Annotated in this window: 12 protein-coding genes; 9 read left to right on the top strand and 3 right to left on the bottom strand. The window is 40.6% G+C overall.

The genetic code is table 11. From position 1 onward, the window contains the following. Nucleotides 1-46 precede the first annotated feature (46 nt). Nucleotides 47-1,063 carry a protease SohB gene (sohB, locus tag C2M33_RS06360; RefSeq protein ID WP_105174025.1) on the top strand — a complete coding sequence of 339 codons (1,017 nt, stop codon included), beginning with the start codon at nucleotides 47-49 and terminating at the stop codon, nucleotides 1,061-1,063. 74 nt (nucleotides 1,064-1,137) lie between these two features. On the opposite strand, the gene C2M33_RS06365 is transcribed toward sohB, so the two are convergent. Next, on the bottom strand, nucleotides 1,138-2,469 hold the full coding sequence (locus C2M33_RS06365) for a dicarboxylate/amino acid:cation symporter (protein WP_105174026.1): 1,332 nt from the start codon (nucleotides 2,467-2,469) through the stop codon (nucleotides 1,138-1,140). Between the two features lie 192 nt (nucleotides 2,470-2,661). On the opposite strand from C2M33_RS06365, the gene C2M33_RS06370 reads away from it, so the two are divergent. From C2M33_RS06370 to C2M33_RS06385, 4 genes are all read left to right on the top strand, one after another. Next, nucleotides 2,662-6,087 carry a hypothetical protein gene (locus C2M33_RS06370; protein ID WP_105174027.1) on the top strand — a complete coding sequence of 1,142 codons (3,426 nt, stop codon included), beginning with the start codon at nucleotides 2,662-2,664 and terminating at the stop codon, nucleotides 6,085-6,087. Nucleotides 6,088-6,395: 308 nt separating this feature from the next. Then, nucleotides 6,396-9,056, top strand: a complete 2,661-nt coding sequence (topA, locus tag C2M33_RS06375; protein ID WP_105174028.1) for a type I DNA topoisomerase — start codon at nucleotides 6,396-6,398, stop codon at nucleotides 9,054-9,056. Nucleotides 9,057-9,191: 135 nt separating this feature from the next. After that, nucleotides 9,192-9,647, top strand: a complete 456-nt coding sequence (locus C2M33_RS06380; protein WP_063705713.1) for a carboxymuconolactone decarboxylase family protein — start codon at nucleotides 9,192-9,194, stop codon at nucleotides 9,645-9,647. A 10-nt stretch (nucleotides 9,648-9,657) separates the two neighbouring features. Then, nucleotides 9,658-9,843 carry a YrhK family protein gene (locus C2M33_RS06385; protein WP_063705710.1) on the top strand — a complete coding sequence of 62 codons (186 nt, stop codon included), beginning with the start codon at nucleotides 9,658-9,660 and terminating at the stop codon, nucleotides 9,841-9,843. A 65-nt stretch (nucleotides 9,844-9,908) separates the two neighbouring features. Here C2M33_RS06385 and C2M33_RS06390 read toward each other — a convergent pair whose 3' ends face one another. After that, complete coding sequence (locus C2M33_RS06390) at nucleotides 9,909-10,151, bottom strand: hypothetical protein (RefSeq protein ID WP_063705707.1); 243 nt, start codon at nucleotides 10,149-10,151, stop codon at nucleotides 9,909-9,911. A gap of 238 nt (nucleotides 10,152-10,389) precedes the next feature. Between C2M33_RS06390 and C2M33_RS06395 the strand changes: the two genes are divergently transcribed. Further along, on the top strand, nucleotides 10,390-10,938 hold the full coding sequence (locus tag C2M33_RS06395) for a TIGR00645 family protein (protein ID WP_063705705.1): 549 nt from the start codon (nucleotides 10,390-10,392) through the stop codon (nucleotides 10,936-10,938). 223 nt (nucleotides 10,939-11,161) lie between these two features. Here C2M33_RS06395 and C2M33_RS06400 read toward each other — a convergent pair whose 3' ends face one another. Beyond that, nucleotides 11,162-12,787 carry an alpha-glucosidase family protein gene (locus C2M33_RS06400; RefSeq protein ID WP_105174029.1) on the bottom strand — a complete coding sequence of 542 codons (1,626 nt, stop codon included), beginning with the start codon at nucleotides 12,785-12,787 and terminating at the stop codon, nucleotides 11,162-11,164. A 682-nt stretch (nucleotides 12,788-13,469) separates the two neighbouring features. Here C2M33_RS06400 and C2M33_RS06405 point away from each other — a divergent pair. The 3 genes from C2M33_RS06405 to C2M33_RS06415 all read left to right on the top strand — a co-directional run bounded on the left by C2M33_RS06405 (nucleotide 13,470) and on the right by C2M33_RS06415 (nucleotide 19,714). Beyond that, nucleotides 13,470-16,259: a TonB-dependent receptor gene (locus C2M33_RS06405; protein WP_105174030.1), complete on the top strand. Its 2,790-nt coding sequence runs from the start codon at nucleotides 13,470-13,472 to the stop codon at nucleotides 16,257-16,259. Between the two features lie 105 nt (nucleotides 16,260-16,364). After that, nucleotides 16,365-17,861, top strand: coding sequence for a tryptophan halogenase family protein (locus tag C2M33_RS06410; RefSeq protein WP_063705697.1), 1,497 nt, complete (start codon nucleotides 16,365-16,367; stop codon nucleotides 17,859-17,861). A 2-nt stretch (nucleotides 17,862-17,863) separates the two neighbouring features. Further along, nucleotides 17,864-19,714 (top strand): glycoside hydrolase family 13 protein, encoded by a 1,851-nt coding sequence (locus C2M33_RS06415; RefSeq protein WP_105174031.1) that lies wholly within the window; start codon nucleotides 17,864-17,866, stop codon nucleotides 19,712-19,714. Nucleotides 19,715-19,767: the final 53 nt, after the last annotated feature.

Genomic DNA, 19,767 nt, shown 5'->3' on the forward strand with positions numbered 1-19,767 from the left:
AAAGCGTGGTAAATTGTGCCGATGCATTAATAAATGGAGAGTTTGATTGGAATTTTTATATGAATATGGGTTATTTTTTGCAAAGACCCTCACATTTGTCATCGCACTTGCGGTGATTGTAGCCATTATCATGGGCGCTGCAGTAAAACCCAAAGCAAAGAAAGGGGAGATAACAATTGATGATTTGAGTGAGCAACTTGATGACTTAAAACAAAGCTTTATAGCAAATACCCTTTCCAAAAAAGAGCTCAAGGCTCACCAAAAACAGCAAAAATCTGAAGCAAAAAAACAGCACAACGACGAGCCAAAATCACGTTTGTATGTAATTGATTTTAATGGCAGTGTTGATGCCCACGAAGTAGAAAGTCTACGAGAAGAAATTACCGCTATTTTAACCATCGCTGACAAAGAAAAAGATCGCGTGCTGGTACGCCTTGAAAGCGGCGGCGGTGTGGTTCATGGCTATGGTCTGGCGGCATCTCAACTACAACGCTTACGCAATGCTGGCATTCATTTAACTGTTGCGATTGATAAGGTTGCGGCAAGTGGGGGCTATATGATGGCCTGTGTGGCCAATGAGATAGTGGCGGCACCTTTTGCAATTGTTGGCTCGATTGGCGTAATTGCGCAAATTCCTAACTTTCATAAAATTTTGAAAAAGAATGATGTGGACTTTGAGCAAATTACAGCAGGTGAGTACAAGCGTACGTTAACTATTTTTGGTGAAAATACCGAAAAAGGCCGTGAAAAATTCAAAGAAGAAATTGAACAAACCCATGGTTTATTTAAAACCTTTGTTAGTGAGCAGCGTCCGTCTCTTGATATTGATACTGTTGCAACCGGTGAGCATTGGTTTGCTACACAAGCATTTGATAAAGGCTTAGTTGATAAGATTGATACCAGTGATGATATTTTATTGAGCCAAGCGAAAGAGCGTCAAATCTATAAAGTCAAGTATCGTATTAAGAAGAATTTAAGCGATAAGCTTGCCGTAGGTTTAAGTTCAGGGATAAGTAAAGCGGGTGTTAGTTTAATGTCTCGCTTAAAAGGCTTAAACCCATAACCAATGAGCAAAAGAAAAATGCCAATAAAAAACCCGCTAAATTAGCGGGTTTTTTATTGGCTGCAGATAAGTCATTACTTAATTGACTTATGATAGTCTTCTAAATCTTTAGCGGCATTTGGGTCGTTAAATACGTCCTCATCAAATTCACCTTCAGATTTTGCGACCACGCAGGTCACCATACAGTCACCTGTTACGTTAACAGCTGTTCGTGTCATATCAAGTAAGCGGTCAACACCAATGATGATTGCAATTCCTTCTACAGGCAAGCCTACTTGGTTTAACACCATGGCTAACATAATAAGGCCGACACCTGGCACACCTGCAGTACCAACAGAGGCAAGTGTTGCAGTTAAAATAACCATTAAGTAATCAGAAATTGTTAAATCAACCGAAAATACCTGTGCGATGAACACGGTCGCAACACCTTGCATAATTGCTGTGCCGTCCATGTTAATGGTTGCGCCTAAAGGTACAGTAAACGAAGCAACCGAATTATGTGCGCCTAATTTCTTGCTTGCCGTTTCAAGGGTAATAGGCATAGTTGCACTTGAGCTAGATGTACTAAATGCAAAAAGACAGGCGTTTTTCATCTTCTTTAAGAACATCACAGGGTTAAGACCGGTGAACATTTTTAACAGCACACTGTAATTAACAAAACCGTGGAATAACAACGCGAATACCACTACACCAAAGTATAAAGCAAGGCTTTTAATTAGTTTTAGGTCAATGGTAGTGAATAGTTTAGCCATTAAGAAGAAAACACCATAAGGTGCAATGTTCATCAGTAGGGTAACAAGTTTTAAGATTACTGTGTTTAAGTCTTCGAATACATTTGCAACACGTTGACCTGCTTTACCACTTAGGGCCATAGCAACACCAAACAGTAATGCAAACACAATAACCTGTAGCATGTTACCACTTGCCATAGCGTCAATAGGGTTTGTTGGGAACATACCAATAATGACCTGTGCAAGGGTTGGTGCTTCTTTTGCACTGTAGTTAGCATCAGAAGGTAAGTTAATGCCCTCACCAGGATTAACTAATAAGGCTAAAGTAATAGCAACAGTAATGGCGATTGCTGTTGTCGCTAAATAAAGCAAAATAGACTTACCACCTAAACGGCCTAATTTTTTAGGGTCACTTAAGCTACAAGTACCACAGACTAATGATACAAAAACCAGTGGCACGACAAGCATTTTTAAGCTTGCTATAAAAATTTGACCACCAACATGGAAAATACCATCAACAAAAAATGCTTTAATTGGTAAAGAGAATAACCCTAGTGGAATAAGGAAATCGTCTTCACCCGCTAAAATGGCTTGGAAGATAAAACCAACGATTACACCTAGTACCATACCTACCATGATACGAGATGTAAGGCTTAAAGATCGTACTTTTGACATACACCCAGACTATTTTTTTATAAATTTTGTCATAGACTACCAGCATGAAGATTTTTATACAGAAAAATTCGATAAATAGTGAAATAAATTCGTTGCCTTTAAAGGAAAAAAATTATGATCTTCGTTTAATTTTTAGGTTAATATTAGGTAAACAATCAAATAAGTAAAAAATAGCTAACTAGGGAGAGGTCGATGCCTTTATTGCGATGGCTAAGTGTTTTAGTTTTCATCTCATTGTTAGCCGCCTGTGGCGGTGGTGGATCATTAGACAGTGATTCATCAGACGGAGATGATGGCACAACCGTAGAGACAAACTATGTTGTGTCTGTTCAGGGTTACAGCCAATCAACGACGGAAACAGCGAATGCAGTTACAGTAGACGCACCGTTAACCATTTCGGCAACACTCACTAACAATGATGAAGCCGTAGTTGGTGCTGTAATTAACTTTAGCCTCAATGGCGATATCGGTTTACTAGATCCTGTTTCTGGTACCGACCTAACCGATACAGACGGTGTGGCATCTATTACGTTAACTGCGGGCGATACTGCTGGTGCGGGGATTGTTACTGCAACATATGTAATCGACAGTGAAACCTACACTGATACCTTTGGATTTACTTCCGATGGCTCTGAAACCGATGACTCAAGTGTCAGTGGTAGTGTGACTCTTAGCTTGAACATCGTAGATAGTTCAGGCCAGCCATTCTCCCTTGATAACCCAGTAAGCAAAGATAACAAGGGTACGGTTACAGCGACTTTACTTGATGATGATACGCCACTGGATGGGCAACTTATTTCATTTACTACGAACTATACAGGTAAAATCACGCCTGTATTGGGGACTGCTTTAACGGACGAAAACGGTGAGGCATACGTTACACTTAGTAGTGGTGACTCTAAAGGCGCAGGACAAGTTGTGGCTACTTACACAGATGAAAGTGGTAACAGCATTACAAAAGTAGCTGGGTTTATTTCAAATGGTGATGATGCGCCTGTCGAAAGTGCTGAAGCTGAACTTGATATTAAATTACTTCAAGGTTGTGCGACTGATTGGGATGCTAATCGCAGCACAACATCTCTTGAAACTACTTACTTAACGTCAGGTTGTACGGTTGTAAATCAGTTCTCATCTGACGAACTAATCGATGTCATGGTAAAAGTAACTGATACAAGCTCGGGCGACGGTATCGACGGTATTATTGCTGAGCTTTCGACTGATCTTGGTGGTTTATTACCAGAATCAGGTAAAGCGCTAACTGATAACTTTGGTTTTGCCATTTTAAAATTACAGCCTGGCGCAAATAGTGGTGCGGGCGAGGTTACTGTGACTGCTAAGTCTGTGACTTCTTCAAAAGCATTTGAAATTGCAACAGCTGAGTTGAGCGTTGAAATTTCAAATGGTCTATATAACAAGCTAGATGGCTCAGGTAATGTTATTGATGACGAATTTGTGCCGCTTGCTGCAGGTGCGACAACTGTCATCACGGTTACAATTTACGATGCATCAGGTGATTTATATGTTTCGCCTCTTGATGTTGAGTTCACTTCAGGGTGTGTTGAGTCAGATTTATCTGTAATGGATGAAACCGCAACCAGTATTAGCGGCATTGCAACAGCAACTTACAGAAGTAACGGCTGTAACACTTCGCAGGGCGATACAGTAACGGCGACAGTATTAACTGGTGGTACGCCAAAAGTGGTATCAGTAAATGTGCCTGTATCGGCTGCTGAAGTAAGCGCAATCGAATTTGTTGAAGCGTCTGCTAATGTGCTTGCATTAAAAGGCACGGGTGGTGTGTCACGCCAAGAAACAAGCCAACTAACATTTAAACTTACCGATGCAATTGGTAATGTTGCAAAACAAAAACGCTTAGATTTCCGCTTAAGTTCGACCAATGGTGGTATTTCTCTCTCTGAAGTAACTGATGCAAGCGGTTACTCGCATGCTAGTGTGTCAACTGACTCAGAAGGCTTAGCGCGCATCCAAATTAACTCTGGTTTTGTGCCGCAAGCAGTGCGTGTACAAGCTTGTTATATTCCTGATGATCAAATCCCAACGGATCAAAACAACAATGTGACATGTTGGAAAGAGCTTTATGACGAATGTCTTCTAGATGAAGCAGACCGTGATAGCAATGTATCATGTCCGACAGGGGAACTTTCGTTAGTTGCACTTGATGAGCAAGTAACCAGCGTGTCAGATCTTGTTTCAATCAGCTCTGGCTTACCTGATGGTAATAGCTTTACTGCTGGCCCAGAAATCATCAACATTGAAGCATTAAATTACATTGGTGATACTACGGATATTTCGGTTTATGTTGCAGATCACTTTAATAACCCAGTACCAGATGGCACGTCGGTTTATTTAACGACTGAAGGTGGCGCTGTAGGGACATTAGATGGTGAGGAGTTTAATCCTCAACTTGAATGTAATACTGTTGATGGTGCGTGCGTTGCACAGTGGCGTTCACAAAATCCGATTCCATTTAGCGAAGATAAATGGGGCAACAAAATTAATAGCACTAATCCAAAAACAAGTGCAATTAACTGCGACCTTTATTTTGGTGTGGCAGCACCTTGTATGGCGGGCATTTTAAATGCCGCGTTTGATGACGATGGTGTACCGCTCGGTGGTCGTGCAACAGTGCTTGTGACAGCCAAAGGTCAAGAGTCATTTATCGACATTAATGGTAATGGTCGTTTTGACAAAAATGAATATTATAGTGGTTATGACTTACCAGAAGCCTTTGTTGATCATAATGAAAATGGTGTTTATGATGGCTTAGCAGCAATTTATGATCCTGTTACAGCAACGATTACAAAGGCTGCTGAAAACTGCCAAGAAGGTGATGCAAGCGACCCATGTAGCGCAACGAACACAAATGCAGGTCACACTGAAGAGAACTTCGATATTGACTTAAATGAGATGCATACACTTGCTGATGGTAAGTATAACGGCCTTGAGTGTTCTGAAGATGCGACAGAGCCAGATGAAGATGCAACATTTGAAAGTTTATGTACAAAAGAGCTAATTGATGTTCGTGATTCGTTTGAGATCATTATGTCAGGGAGCTTTGCATACAGTCGCTTCGTGGTAACAAAAGATGAGCTTCGAAATCGCTTTGCTGAAGCACTCGCTGAAACAACAGAGGACGATCCAACTGTATTTACAGATAATGCAATGCAACTTGCTGTGGATATTGAGAACTGTAGTACAATTTATCGACAAGCAGATACTCAGTCAGGTGCAATTATCGCTCGTTTAGAAGCGACAGCAAATACTGACTACTGTGATTTAGGCTCTATTAACATTACTACCGCTGATTCGGGAAATCAGTTAGCAGCACTGAGCTTTGAGATTTATTTCTCTGATATATATAACAACCCAATGCCTTCAGGCACCGCGGTTGCAATTAGTGCAGATAATGGTGATTACAGTGGTACATCTGGTTTTGATATAGGTAATACAAGCCGAACAACAGCGACTGGGGTTGCCCTTACGATTAGCCGTGAAGCTGAAGCAAATAAGAAAACAGATGGTTATTTAACTGTTGAATTCACAACAGGCAAAGACAATGTTTCAACTGCTTCAATAGCAATAAGTGACGATGGCTAATAAGTAGTTATTTGTTTAAATTTAAAAAAATGCCAACCAGAAGGTTGGCATTTTTGTTGCTGTTCTATATATTCCCCTTGAAATTACCGCAAAACACCACATTGACTAAATTAGCAACAAAAATTGTTTAATTATTCACTCAATGAAGAAAAGTTTCGATTAAAAGCTTGTAACAATTGGTGTTTGTAGATATACCTATAAATATTCGTGCTCCAATGTTAAAAAATCATACTTATTTGTTTAATGTGATGGATATACATTTATAAGGGCAAAAAACTTTTAAAATATTCGGTCAGAAATAGGCAACTATGGGCAAATCACTTGTAATTGTAGAGTCTCCAGCAAAGGCAAAAACAATTAATAAATACTTAGGTAACGATTTCATCGTAAAGTCCAGCGTTGGACATGTGCGTGATCTACCAACTTCAGGTTCGGGCAAAACGAAAACTGCAGCAACAAAAACGCCTGCAGAAGTTCGAAAAATGTCACCAGAAGAAAAAGCTGCCTATAAAAAGCAACGCGATTATAAAAATCTTGTTGCCCGTATGGGTATTGATCCTGAAAAAGGTTGGGAACCGCATTACGAAGTCTTACCGGGCAAAGAGAAAGTTGTTCAAGAATTAAAAAAACTTGCTGAAAACGCCGATAAAATCTATCTCGCAACCGATTTGGATAGAGAAGGGGAAGCGATTGCATGGCACCTCGAACAAATTATCGGTGGCGAGCCTGAAAAGTATAAGCGAGTTGTTTTTAACGAAATAACTAAAAATGCAATTCAACAGGCATTCGAAACACCCGGTGAACTAAACACTGACATGGTCTACGCACAGCAAGCGCGTCGTTTCCTTGACCGTGTAGTGGGCTTTATGGTGTCGCCATTACTGTGGGCTAAAGTTGCTCGTGGTTTATCAGCAGGTCGCGTGCAATCGGTAGCAGTGCGTTTGCTTGTTGAGCGAGAGCGTGAAATTAAAGCATTTATTCCAGAAGAGTTTTGGGATGTGCATGCCGATGTAAAAAATAGCGAAGCTGCACTTCGCTTAGAAGTGACTAAACACGCTGATAAGGCTTTTAAGCCTGTAAATGAAGCACAGGCAATGTCTGCCGTTAATGAACTTGAAAAAGCCCAGTACAAGGTCATTAGCGTTGAAGAAAAGCCAAGTAAAAGTAAACCAAGTGCACCATTTATTACCTCAACCATGCAACAGGCAGCAAGTACACGCCTAGGTTATGGTGTTAAGAAGACCATGATGTTGGCACAACGCTTATATGAAGCGGGTCACATTACTTATATGCGTACCGACTCAACAAACCTATCGAAAGATGCTGTTGAAATGTGTCGTGATTACGTGACAGAGCAATTTGGTGAAAAGTATTTACCAAAAGCCCCAATTAGTTATAGCTCTAAAGGCAATGCGCAAGAGGCGCACGAAGCGATTCGTCCTTCAAGCGTTACCGTGCTCTCTGGTCATTTAGACGGCGTTGAAGCGGATGCTAAAAAACTGTATGAACTTATTTGGCGTCAGTTTGTTGCTTGCCAAATGGTACCCGCTGAATATGACCTAACCACATTAACGGTAGGCGCAGGTGATTATCAGTTAAAAGCAAAAGGTCGTGTACTTCGCTTTGATGGTTGGACAAAGGTTCAGCCAGCTGTTCGTAAAAAGAATGAAGAAGACCAGTCGCTGCCTGCGGTTAAAGAGGGTGAAGTACTCACATTAGTGGAGTTAGACCCTAAACAGCACTTTACAAAACCACCGGCACGTTTTAGTGAAGCAAGCTTAGTTAAAGAATTAGAAAAACGTGGTATTGGTCGCCCTTCTACGTATGCATCAATCATTTCAACGATTCAAGACCGTGGTTATGTACGCGTTGAAAATCGCCGTTTCTTCGCTGAAAAAATGGGTGAGATTGTTACAGACCGCTTAGTCGAAAACTTTGAAGATCTGATGAACTTTGATTTTACCGCTAAGATGGAAGGTCGTCTGGATGATATCGCAGAAGGTGAGCGCGTATGGACACAAGTACTCGATAAATTTTATGCAGACTTTTCAACTCAGTTGGAAATTGCTTCAGGTGATGAAGAGCAAGGGGGGATGCGTCAAAACCAAATGGTTGAGACAGATATCGATTGTCCAACTTGCGGCCGTAAAATGGGTATTCGTACCGCCTCAACGGGCGTGTTCTTAGGTTGTACGGGGTATAACTTGCCACCTAAAGAGCGTTGTACAACAACCATGAATTTGGTGCCTGGTGATGAAGCGATTGCTGCCGATGTTGAAGACGTTGAAACAGAATCATTGATGCAAATGAAGCGTTGCCCAATCTGTGAAACGGCAATGGATTCATACTTAATTGACGAAACGCGTAAATTGCATGTGTGTGGTAATAACCCAGCTTGTAAGGGTTATATCGTTGAACAAGGTACCTTTAAAATTAAAGGTTACGACGGCCCAATTATCGAATGTGATAAATGTGGCTCAGATATGCAGTTAAAATCAGGTCGTTTTGGCAAGTACTTCGGCTGTAGTAATGAAGAATGTAAAAATACACGTAAATTACTTAAAAACGGTGAAGCCGCGCCGCCAAAAGAAGACCCAGTTCATTTACCAGAACTTGAGTGTGAAAAGTCAGAGGCATATTTTGTACTGCGTGATGGTGCGTCAGGTATTTTCTTAGCGGCAAATACCTTCCCTAAATCACGTGAGACACGCGCACCTAAAGTGGAAGAGCTGAAGCGCTTTAAAGACCGTATCTCTGAAAAGTTTTATTATCTAGCTGATGCGCCAACACAAGATCCTGATGGCAACCCATCAATTGTTCGTTACAGCCGCAAAAATAAAGAGCAGTATGTAATGAGTGAAGTTGATGGCAAAGCGACAGGTTGGACCGCTCACTATCAAAGTGGTAAGTGGGTAGAAGAGAGTAAAAAGAAAGCGCCAGCTAAGAAAAAAGCCCCGGCTAAGAAGTAAATTTACCTTCATATCGAAAGGGATTGCAGTTGCAATCCCTTTTTTGTTTTTATCTCCTGCGAATGTCGTTTTTTACCAATCTTTGCTTTTAGGCTGTTGTTATTGTGTCATCAACATCAAGACAGGAGATTTAAAATGCAAACACGTTTATCACAACAGCAAGTATATTCACTTAACCCAGGCCTCGTTAAACACTTAACAGGACTGAGCACACTGCCAGAAGGTACAAATATAACCGCGAAGCTTGCTGATTTAGTCAGACTCAGAGTATCGCAAATTAATGGCTGTGGTTTTTGTCAGCATATGCACTCAGCAGAACTCAGAAGCCATGGTGAACGTCAACAGCGACTAGATGTACTGGCAGCGTGGCGAGAAGTACCAGTATTCTCACAAGAAGAAGTAGCAGCACTCGCCTGGGCTGAGTCATTAACAAATATCATTGATAAGCATGTTGAAAATGATGTGTACAATCAAGTGTCAGCTATCTTTAGCGAAAATGATATCGTGGCCCTAACGACGGTTGTGTTAGAGATAAACAGCTGGAATCGCATAGTTAAAGCGTTTCACTTTATCCCTGAATTAACAGAATGAGGAAAGGAATATGAAGTTTACACTTGCCCTTAAGGTCAACGCGTTAGTCAATATCACATCAGCATGTGCGTTTTTCTTCGGCAGTACTTTATTTTTACCCTCATTTATAGAGTACGCCACAGTCGGTGTGGTGTTGTTCATGATAGGTTCGTTATTATTTTTATTAAGTGCTGTGGCGGATTTTAATAGCCATTAAAATAAAAAACCGGAGCGCACATCATTGTGTCATTCCGGTTTTTTCTCATTCTTTCAAACGTTTAATTAGATTTGTACGTCTGTAACTTTTTTATAGCCTTCAGCTTCAAGCTCATCGTTTACACATTTTAAAACGTATGGCTTTAATTCTTCGTTGCTGATGTCATCATCTTTCGCCCAGTTTAAACACATTTCAGTGTATTCTTTGATCATTTCAGCAGATGCTTCAGGTGCTTCGTTAGCGATTGCATTTGTTGCAGACACACTTAAAACAGGTGCCAAAATTAGTGCTAGCAATGCTTTTTTCATTTAATTATTCCTAATCAACAAAATTAATTATTACCGGCTAAATTGCACAGTAATGGTGCGCAATGTGTATCTCACTTTGCTTGAGTGAATTTATAAACTAAATCTCTAAAAAAGATAACGAAATTTTTTTATCGTAAAGATAAGCAAAAAATCAGCGTTGTTTTAACCTACAATGCTGGTAAAAGCGTTTTGTTTCCACGTATTATCTCGTTAATTTTAAAGGAAAGAGATTTTAGTTATGTCTGAACACGTGACTCATTCAAAAGTAAAGAAAGTACCAACCAAACTAGAGCAAATTGTTGAGAGTTTTATTTTTCGTTCGCGTTGGTTATTAGCGCCATTCTTTATTGGCTTATTAGTCGCAGTGGTATTACTGCTGCTAAAGTTCTTTAAATATTTATACAGCATGGCCTTAAATACGTTTACAGCGTCAAACCAAGAGCTTTTGGTTGGTATTTTAACCTTAGTTGATACTGCACTTTTAGCAGGGCTCTTGCTGATCATTATTTTTAGTGGTTACGAAAACTTTGTTTCAAAGTTGAATATAGAAAACCACGAAGACAGGCCTGTGTGGATGGGGAAGGTTGGTTTCTCAGGTCTTAAGATGAAATTAATAAGCGCCATTGTTGCCATCTCTGCTGTAGAGCTTTTAAAAGTGTTTATTAGCTCAAACAACCATTCAACAGATGAGCTACTCTGGAAGGTGTTAATACATGTCACGTTTGTGGTGTCGGGCGTGTTATTTGCACTAACCGATTACATTAATAGTAAAACCATGAACCACTAATACCAATCCGCTTAATTAAGTAGTCTATTTTGAGGCGATAAAACCTCGTTGATAACAAGGCAAAAATTTAGTTATTTAGTTGTTCTAAATGAGGAATTTTTAACGCAGTTAGCGACAGGTTTAATCCCTCAAAATGATTAAGTATTATTGCGGGTTGGTATAATACCACGATTAGGAATAAAAAAGCCCTGCATTGCAGGGCTTGGTTTTTAACAACTGATGATTAATTCAGGGTTGCATAAAAACAACCGAACCCGGGCAGAGTGACTGTATTATTGTTTAAATCAGCTGTGTGATGAGAAATCTCAGTATGCTGTGAAGACACAGAATCAGAGAGTGTTAGCTCGCTAGTATCAGCACTTAAATTGAAAGCGCAAAGCATTTTAACGTCGCCAAGTGTTCTATAAAAAGCAAGCACTGGCTCTTGCGTGTTCAAAAACTCAATATCGCCTTCAAGCAGTACGTCTTTATCTTTACGCCATGCCATAAACTCACGATACGCATTCAGGATTGAATCTTTATCTTGATCTTGTGCGCTAACAGCAACGGCTTTGTGTGCATCGCCTACAGGTAACCAAGGTTTTACTGTAGAGAAGCCTGCTTGTTCAGGATCCGTTGCATCCCATGGCATTGGTGTACGACAACCGTCACGGCCTTTAAAGTTTGGCCAGAATGTAATGCCGTATGGGTCTTGTAAGTCTTCAAATGCGACTTCAGCTTCACCTAAACCAAGCTCTTCACCTTGGTACATACACACGCTGCCACGTAAAGACGCTAACAGGGCTGTAAGCATTTTACATTGCTGCGGATTGATAGTGTTATCTTTACTCCAGCGGCTAGCAACACGCTCTACGTCGTGGTTACTGAATGCCCAACATGGCCAGCCTTCAGTCATGCGTTGCTCAAGAGTACTCACTGTTGTACGAATATATTCAGCGCTATAGTCGTTAGTCAGTAGCTCGAAGCTATAACCCATGTGAAGTTTGTCACCACCTGATGTGTACTCAGCCATGGTTGCAAGTGAATCTTCAGATGAAATCTCACCTAATGCAACTGTGCCAGGGTACTTGTTTAGTAGGGCACGAATGTCCTGCATAAAACTCAGGTTCTCAGGTTGCGTATTATTGTAGTAGTGATACTGGAACGCATATGGATTGTCTTCGCTAAAGCCACGGCCTTGACGCTTTTCAGGTGGCTTAGCAGGATTATCACGTAATTGGGCATCGTGATAGCAAAAGTTAATTGCATCTAAACGGAAGCCATCAACGCCTTTTTTAAGCCAAAACTCAACATTGTCTAATACAGCTTTGCGAACTTCAGGATTATGGAAGTTTAAATCTGGCTGCTCAGCAAAGAAGTTATGTAAGTAATATTGACCACGGCGCGGTTCCCATTGCCATGCAGGGCCACCAAAAATAGATAACCAGTTATTTGGTTGTGTACCGTCTGGTTTAGCATCTGCCCACACGTACCAATCGGCTTTGTCGTTGGTTTTGTCTTCACGGCTATCAAGGAACCATTGATGTTGATCTGAGGTATGGCTCAATACCTGATCAATAATGATCTTGATATCACGTTGGTGCGCTTGCGCGATAAGTTCATCAAAATCATCAAGATTACCAAACAATGGGTCGATATCACGATAGTCACTGATGTCATAACCAAAGTCTTTCATTGGTGATTTAAAGAAAGGTGAAACCCAAATAGCATCAACACCTAGGCTTTTAATATAATCAATGCGATCAATGATACCTTTGATATCACCAATGCCATCGCCATTGGTGTCTTGGAAACTGCGCGGATAAACTTGATAAATAACCGCACCTTTATACCACTGCTTTTGAGCCATGTTTTTCTCCATCGTGACACTCAGTGTGTGTAAACTGTTAGGCAACCACTACTGTATATGTTGCCGGAATGTCAAAAGCATACGTGAAGGGTGAGATACTGTAAAAACTCTGCATACGTATGCACGCCAAATTCATCGTTGACCTCAGTAAAATTTATTAGCTTGATTTAAAATTAAACAACACGAATTTAGCATCTTAAAATTTACCAATTAGCAATATAGCCGTCGCATTACAATGCAAAATGCCAGCTTGGTGCATAATATAGCTGGCTTACACCACAATGGTGCAATGCTATTATTGGTAAGACCAATTATCATTGGTATAGCCTTGTACCTATTGCTGTTGCGTTAAGTCGCCAATATACCGAGATAAATGACTTAGCACCTATCTATGTAGCCAAAATAGGAGCAAAAATATAGCGAAATTGTTTCATTACTATTAATTTACACTGTAAAATTGATAAATCATTTATATTCAATTGCTTAGCTAGTGCTTTTGTAAAGATGTTGTTAATTTTTGTAATGTTCGACTACGCTGAATACGTATGCATAAATTTGTTAAGAAAATAATCAGAGCGTTAATATTCAATTCGACAACAAAATCAGTCAGCGAATAACAGCTATTATGTAAATGAATAACTGCAACACGTTGGCATTACAATTTGGGTAATGGGAAAACATCATGTCTATGTTCAAACCAAGTATATTAACTCTGGCTTTAACAGCCGCAGGTTTAAATAGCTTTGTAGCGTATGCTGCAGAAGAAGACCAAAAAGCAAAAAACGATAACGTTGAAGTTATCGAAGTAAAAGGTTTTCGTGGCAGTGTTGTAGAATCTATTAATACTAAACGCTTCACGCCTGAAGTCGTTGAATCAATCTCAGCAGAAGATATCGGTAAATTACCTGATTCATCAATTGCAGAATCAATCGCACGCCTTCCTGGTTTAACAGCACAACGTCTAGACGGTCGAGCTAGCCGTGTAAGTGTTCGTGGTTTCAGTGAAAACGAAAGTGCAACAACATTCAACGGTCGTGAGCAAGTATCAATCGGCGACAACCGTGGCGTTGAATTTGACCTTTACCCATCAGAAATTATGAGTGGCGTAACGGTATACAAAACACCGAGCGCAGGCATTGATGCTGAAGGTATCGCGGGTGTTATCGACATGCAAACTGTTAAACCTTTAAGTAAAGGTGAACAAGTTATCATGTTCAACGGTCAATACGAGCAAACGGGTTTTGATAAATTAAACCCAGACGGTGACGATAAAGGTTTCCGTGGTACGTTCTCATACATTGATCAATTTGCTGATGACACTATCGGTGTTGCATTTGCTTACAACACAATGAGCTCTCCAAACCAAGAAAAACGTTGGAACTCTTGGGGCTATCCAGAGTTTACTGGTGATGACGGCAATACTTATTCAATTTTAGGTGGTGCTAAACCATTCGTTCGTTCATCGACCCTTGAGCGTGATTCAGCAATGCTAGTAATTGAAGCTGCGCCGAATGACCGTCTAAACATGACATTTGATGCCTTATATGTAGATTTCTCTGATGAGAAAATCTTACGTGGTATTGAAGTACCATTTGCTTGGGGCCAAGGTTCAATCGACCCAAGCTCAGCAGTAGTTGATGCTGACTCTGGTTTTATCACTAGCGCAGTAACAGAAGGACAACGTGTTGTTGTTCGTAATGACTACGAAGAACGTAACGCTGAGCTAACTCAGTTTGGTTTCAATGCAAAATATGACATCAGCGATGATTGGTCAGTTGAATTTGATGTAAGCCGCTCTGAAGTTGAACGTCAAATCTGGAGTATCGAAAGCTACTCAGGTACAGGCCGTGGTGATGCAAATGGTGTTGCTGACACAATTGGTTATGAATTTGACGGTGGTAACACAGGCGCGCAATTCAGCCACAACCTTGATTACAGTGATTACGACCTAATTCAACTGGGTGGTCCATTATCATGGGGTGCGAGTGCTGCTCTTAACGATAAATACGGCTTAACAGGTACTGAGTATCAAAACACAGCACAAGATGGCTTTATCAATGCACCAGAAATCAATGATGAACTAAGCACATTGAAACTTGCTGCAAGCAAAGTACTTGATAACGCTTATATCAGCCGTGTGTCATTTGGTATGTCTTACCGTGACCGTGAGAAGAGCAAAGTGTCTGAAGGTTACTTCATGACATTAAAAGATTTCTCATTATCTAACCCGGGTATGTTATCAATCCCTGAGCAATACCGTTTAGGCACAGCGAGCCTTGACTTCATTGGTATGGGCAACATGGTTGCTTACGATACAAACGGTCTAGTAAACGATGGTTATTATAACCTTCTTCAAGAAAGCTTAACTGATTCAAAACACAAGACACAGTCTTGGACTGTACAAGAAGAAGTGACAGCGTTCTTTGCGCAAGCTGATATTAATGCTGAAATTGGTTCAATTCCTGTAACAGGTAACGTTGGTGTTCGTTATGTGAAAACTGAACAGTCTTCACAGGGCTATGCTGCTAACACAGTGGATGGTTTAGTTGTTGTATCTCCAACAGATGTAAGCCATGACTACAGCCATTTATTACCAAGCATCAACTTATCGTTTGCAATTGATGAAGAGCAAACTGTTCGTTTTGGTGCAGCGAAAACGATTTCTCGTGCTCGCTTAGACGAAATGAACGCGTCAGTTAATGCGTCTTACAACCAGCAACCAGATAACAATGGTAACTACTGGAGTGTATCAGGCGGTAACCCAGAACTTGAGCCTAAAGAAGCAACAGGTTTTGATTTAAGCTATGAAAACTACTTCCATGAAGAAGGTTACTTTGCAGCTGCTGTATTCTATAAAGATATCACTCAGTGGATTTTCGATGGTTCTTACGAAATCGACATGAGCGGCGTAGCTGACCCATCGACTGGTGAGATCCCTGCAACTTCAACAGGTACGGGTTCTGGTAAAGTAAATGGTGGCTCTGGTGACCTATGGGGTTATGAGCTTTCATTAACACTACCATTCACTATGTTTAGTGAATCACTTGATGGTTTTGGTTTAATTGCAAGCCACACTGCTGTTGAGCAAGATATTACTGACCAAAATGGTAACGATTATGAGCTTCCTGGTCTATCTGACCAAATCGATAGCTTAACAGTTTACTTTGAGCGTAACGGTTTCCAAGCACGTACAAGCATGCGTAAACGTAGCGACTTTAAAGGTGACGTATACGGTCTAGGTTTTGCGACTACACAAGTTGACATTAAAGGCGAAACAATTTGGGATGCTCAAATTGGTTATGACTTTAGCGAAGGCGGTGTAGAAAGCCTTGACGGTTTATCTGTAACTTTCCAAGTACAGAACATCACAGAAGAGCCGTTCACTTCACTACAAGGTGATAACTCACTTCAAGTACGTGATTACCAAGACTACGGTCGTACATTCCTGTTAGGCTTCAGCTACAAGCTGTAATTAGCTAAAACAGCGATAGAAAATTGCCCTTGTGATTTGTTTTACAAGGGCTTTTTTATATCAGTGAGCTACACTCAATGAATTAAATTTAGTGTTAGGTGTACTATGGAATCAAAAAAAATAACCAAGGTAGTGATTGCCGGTGGTGGCACAGCAGGGTGGATAACCGCTGCGTTACTTAATAAAGTGCTGGGTAAAGTGATTGAGATCACCTTGGTTGAGTCAGCAGAAATTGGCACTGTTGGTGTAGGTGAAGCGAGCATTCCACCTATTTTGCATCTAAATGGTGCGCTTGGCATTTCTGAAAAAGAATTTATTAAGGCTACTGGTGCAACGATTAAACTCGGTATCGAGTTTGAGAATTGGCGCAGCCAAGGCCACCGCTACATGCATGCCTTTGGTGAGATAGGTAAAGATTTTCCGTTTTGTGAATTTTACCATTTTTGGTTAAAAGCACATCAAGCTAACAATGCACCTGACTTTTGGGATTTTTCACTTAACTATCAAGCTGCCAAAGCACATAAGTTTGCCCACCTTAAACACATTCCTAACACCCAGTTAGCGGGCTTACATTATGCTTACCATTTTGATGCCACTCGATATGGCGAATTCTTAAAAGGATTAGCGCAATCACGGGGAGTAAATCGCATTGAAGGCAAAATTGAATCGGTTAATCAATGTCATCAGAGCGGGCATATTCGCTCTTTGCTGCTTACAAATGGCGAGCATATTGATGGCGACTTATTTATTGATTGCACCGGTTTACGTGCTTTATTGATAGAACAAACTCTTAATACTGGCTTTGAAGATTGGTCACATTGGTTACCATGTGATAGTGCGATTGCGGTGCAAAGTGAATCAGCTGCTGATGCAATTCCTTATACACGTTCAATTGCAAGAGAGTCAGGCTGGCAGTGGCAAATACCATTACAGCATCGTGTAGGAAACGGCATTGTATATTCTTCTCGTTTCTTATCAGATGAAGCGGCAAAGCAACAGCTCTTAGAAAACCTACCTGCTAAACCACTGACAGAGCCCCGCGTTATTAAGTTTAAAACAGGTCGTCGCTTAAAGCAGTGGCATAAAAATGTGGTATCGGTTGGCTTATCGAGCGGATTTTTAGAGCCATTAGAATCGACCAGTATTCATTTAATTCAAAGTGCAGCTATTCGTTTAATTAAGTTTTTTCCTCATCAAGGTATTAAACAAAGCCTTGTGGATGAATTTAATCAACAAAGTAAAACAGAATTTGAGCGAATTCGTGACTTTATTATTCTTCATTACAAGATTACTGAGCGTGATGACAGTGCGTTTTGGCGTTTTTGTAAAGGCATGGATATTCCAAGCAGTCTTAAAAAGAAAATTGAGCTATTTAAAACCAGTGGCAAACTCATTAGAGAAGACGATGAGCTATTCGCCGAAGTTGCGTGGCAGCAAGTGATGATAGGCCAAGGGCTAATTGCAGAGGATTACCATCCATTAACTGATGCGTTATCAGATGAGCAATTAAATGAGTTATTTAGCAATTTAAAAACCTTGATTAACAGCACTGTCGAGCAGCTGCCGAGCCATAGTCAATTCTTAGAAAAAGTACAAAATTAATTATGAAAAAAACACAATCATTTTTAGCGCTAACGACCGCATTTACACTTTTTAACTCAACAGCAAGTTTTGCTATTACTGCGTCACCAGAAAACTGGTGGGTAGGGATGCAAAATGACTCATTACAAGTCATGTTTTACGATAACAATATTGCTAACAAAACGTGGCAAATGATGCCCTATAAAGGTGTTGAGTTTAAAGGGGTGACAACAACGAATAATCCTAACTACGCATTTTTAGATTTAAATATCAGTGACAATGCAAAGGCGGGAACACTGACTTTTAAAGCTAAAGATGGCACAGAATTTACTTACCCATTAAATACCCGTGATAAGCAAAGTGCCAATCGTCATGGATTTACAAATAAAGATACGCTTTATTTAATCAACCCTGATCGCTTTGTAAATGGCGACCCAAGTAATGACACCGTTGCTGGAATGCAAGAGCCAGCAAACCCAAGTTTTAAAGGAGGCCGACATGGTGGTGATATTCAAGGTGTTATTAATAGTCTAGATTATCTTGAGGACCTCGGTGTGACGCAACTTTGGTTAACGCCGGTGCTTGAAAATGACATGCCAGACTATTCATATCATGGCTACGCCATAACTGATTTTTACAAAGTTGATCCTCGTATGGGCAGTAATGCGCTTTATAAAACCTTGTCGGCAGAAGCGAAAGATCATGGTATCGGTTTAGTGATGGACATGGTACTTAACCACTTTGGTTCATCACATCAGTGGATGGCTGACATGCCAACAGCTGATTGGGTTAACTTTGATGGCAAGTTTGAAAACGGTAAAAATGCCACTAGTCACGCCAGACAAACAATTCAAGACCCTCATGCGAGCCAATACGACAAACGTCAATTTAATGATGGTTGGTTTGTTGAGTCGATGCCTGATTTAAATCAGCGCCAGCCGTTACTATCAACGTATTTGATTCAGAATGCCATTTGGTGGATTGAATACGCCAACTTAAGCGGCATTCGTGTAGACACGTATTCATACTCAGATAAAGCATTTTTAGCCGATTGGACGAAAGCGATTATGACCGAGTATCCAAACTTTAATATTGTTGGTGAAGAGTGGACAACCAACCCTGCAATTGCATCTTATTGGCAGCGCGGCAAAGTCAATCAAGATGGTTATACCTCTGATTTACCAAGTGTGATGGACTTTTCATTACAAGAGGCGTTGATCCAAGCACTTAACGAAGAGGAAAGCTGGAATACTGGGTGGGTAAAAGTATATCAATCGCTGGCGAATGACTTTTTATATGCCGATACAGATAACATTTTAGTGTTTGCTGATAACCATGACATGAGCCGTGTTTACACTGAGCTGGGTCAAGACCTCGCAAAAACTAAATTAGCCATGACGCTGCTGTTAACAACTCGCGGTATTCCACAAATTTATTACGGCACTGAGCTGCTGCTCGATAACACACCTAGTAATGATCACGGTGATATTCGCATTGACTTTCCAGGTGGGTTTAAAGGTCAAAAAGCGAATGCTTTCACAGGCAAGGGGCTTTCAGCTGATCAGCAAGAGATGTTAGCTAGCATGAAAAAACTGCTTAAGCTTCGTCAAGAAAAACCAGCGTTAAGCGAAGGTCGTTTAATGCATTTTTCACCTAAGCAAGGCGTTTATAGCTATGTGAGAGAGCACAATGGCCAAACTGTATTGGTTGTTCTTAATAAAAACCAACAAGCCATTGATTGGGATTTAAGCTACATGCAAGAAGTGTTGAAAGGCAACAATAAAGGACGCGATTTAATCAGCGAAAAACGCGTTGATCTTACGGCGCCAATCCGCTTAAAAGCTATGCAAGCACGCTTAATCGAACTTGAATAATTGCAACTAATAGGCTGAATACGTATGCATTTACTGTCCGTATGCAGCCCTTA

Source organism: Pseudoalteromonas sp. T1lg122, from assembly GCF_002964825.1.
In the GTDB taxonomy this organism is placed as follows: domain Bacteria; phylum Pseudomonadota; class Gammaproteobacteria; order Enterobacterales; family Alteromonadaceae; genus Pseudoalteromonas; species Pseudoalteromonas gelatinilytica.

What these genes read in the sequence shown, in the direction of transcription:
- C2M33_RS06365 (WP_105174026.1), bottom strand. Translation starts at nt 2,469, where the DNA reads ATGTCAAAAGTACGATCTTTAAGCCTTACATCTCGTATCATGGTAGGT.
- C2M33_RS06370 (WP_105174027.1), top strand. Translation starts at nt 2,662, where the DNA reads ATGCCTTTATTGCGATGGCTAAGTGTTTTAGTTTTCATCTCATTGTTA.
- topA (WP_105174028.1), top strand. Translation starts at nt 6,396, where the DNA reads ATGGGCAAATCACTTGTAATTGTAGAGTCTCCAGCAAAGGCAAAAACA.
- C2M33_RS06380 (WP_063705713.1), top strand. Translation starts at nt 9,192, where the DNA reads ATGCAAACACGTTTATCACAACAGCAAGTATATTCACTTAACCCAGGC.
- C2M33_RS06385 (WP_063705710.1), top strand. Translation starts at nt 9,658, where the DNA reads ATGAAGTTTACACTTGCCCTTAAGGTCAACGCGTTAGTCAATATCACA.
- C2M33_RS06390 (WP_063705707.1), bottom strand. Translation starts at nt 10,151, where the DNA reads ATGAAAAAAGCATTGCTAGCACTAATTTTGGCACCTGTTTTAAGTGTG.
- C2M33_RS06395 (WP_063705705.1), top strand. Translation starts at nt 10,390, where the DNA reads ATGTCTGAACACGTGACTCATTCAAAAGTAAAGAAAGTACCAACCAAA.
- C2M33_RS06400 (WP_105174029.1), bottom strand. Translation starts at nt 12,787, where the DNA reads ATGGCTCAAAAGCAGTGGTATAAAGGTGCGGTTATTTATCAAGTTTAT.
- C2M33_RS06405 (WP_105174030.1), top strand. Translation starts at nt 13,470, where the DNA reads ATGTCTATGTTCAAACCAAGTATATTAACTCTGGCTTTAACAGCCGCA.
- C2M33_RS06410 (WP_063705697.1), top strand. Translation starts at nt 16,365, where the DNA reads ATGGAATCAAAAAAAATAACCAAGGTAGTGATTGCCGGTGGTGGCACA.
- C2M33_RS06415 (WP_105174031.1), top strand. Translation starts at nt 17,864, where the DNA reads ATGAAAAAAACACAATCATTTTTAGCGCTAACGACCGCATTTACACTT.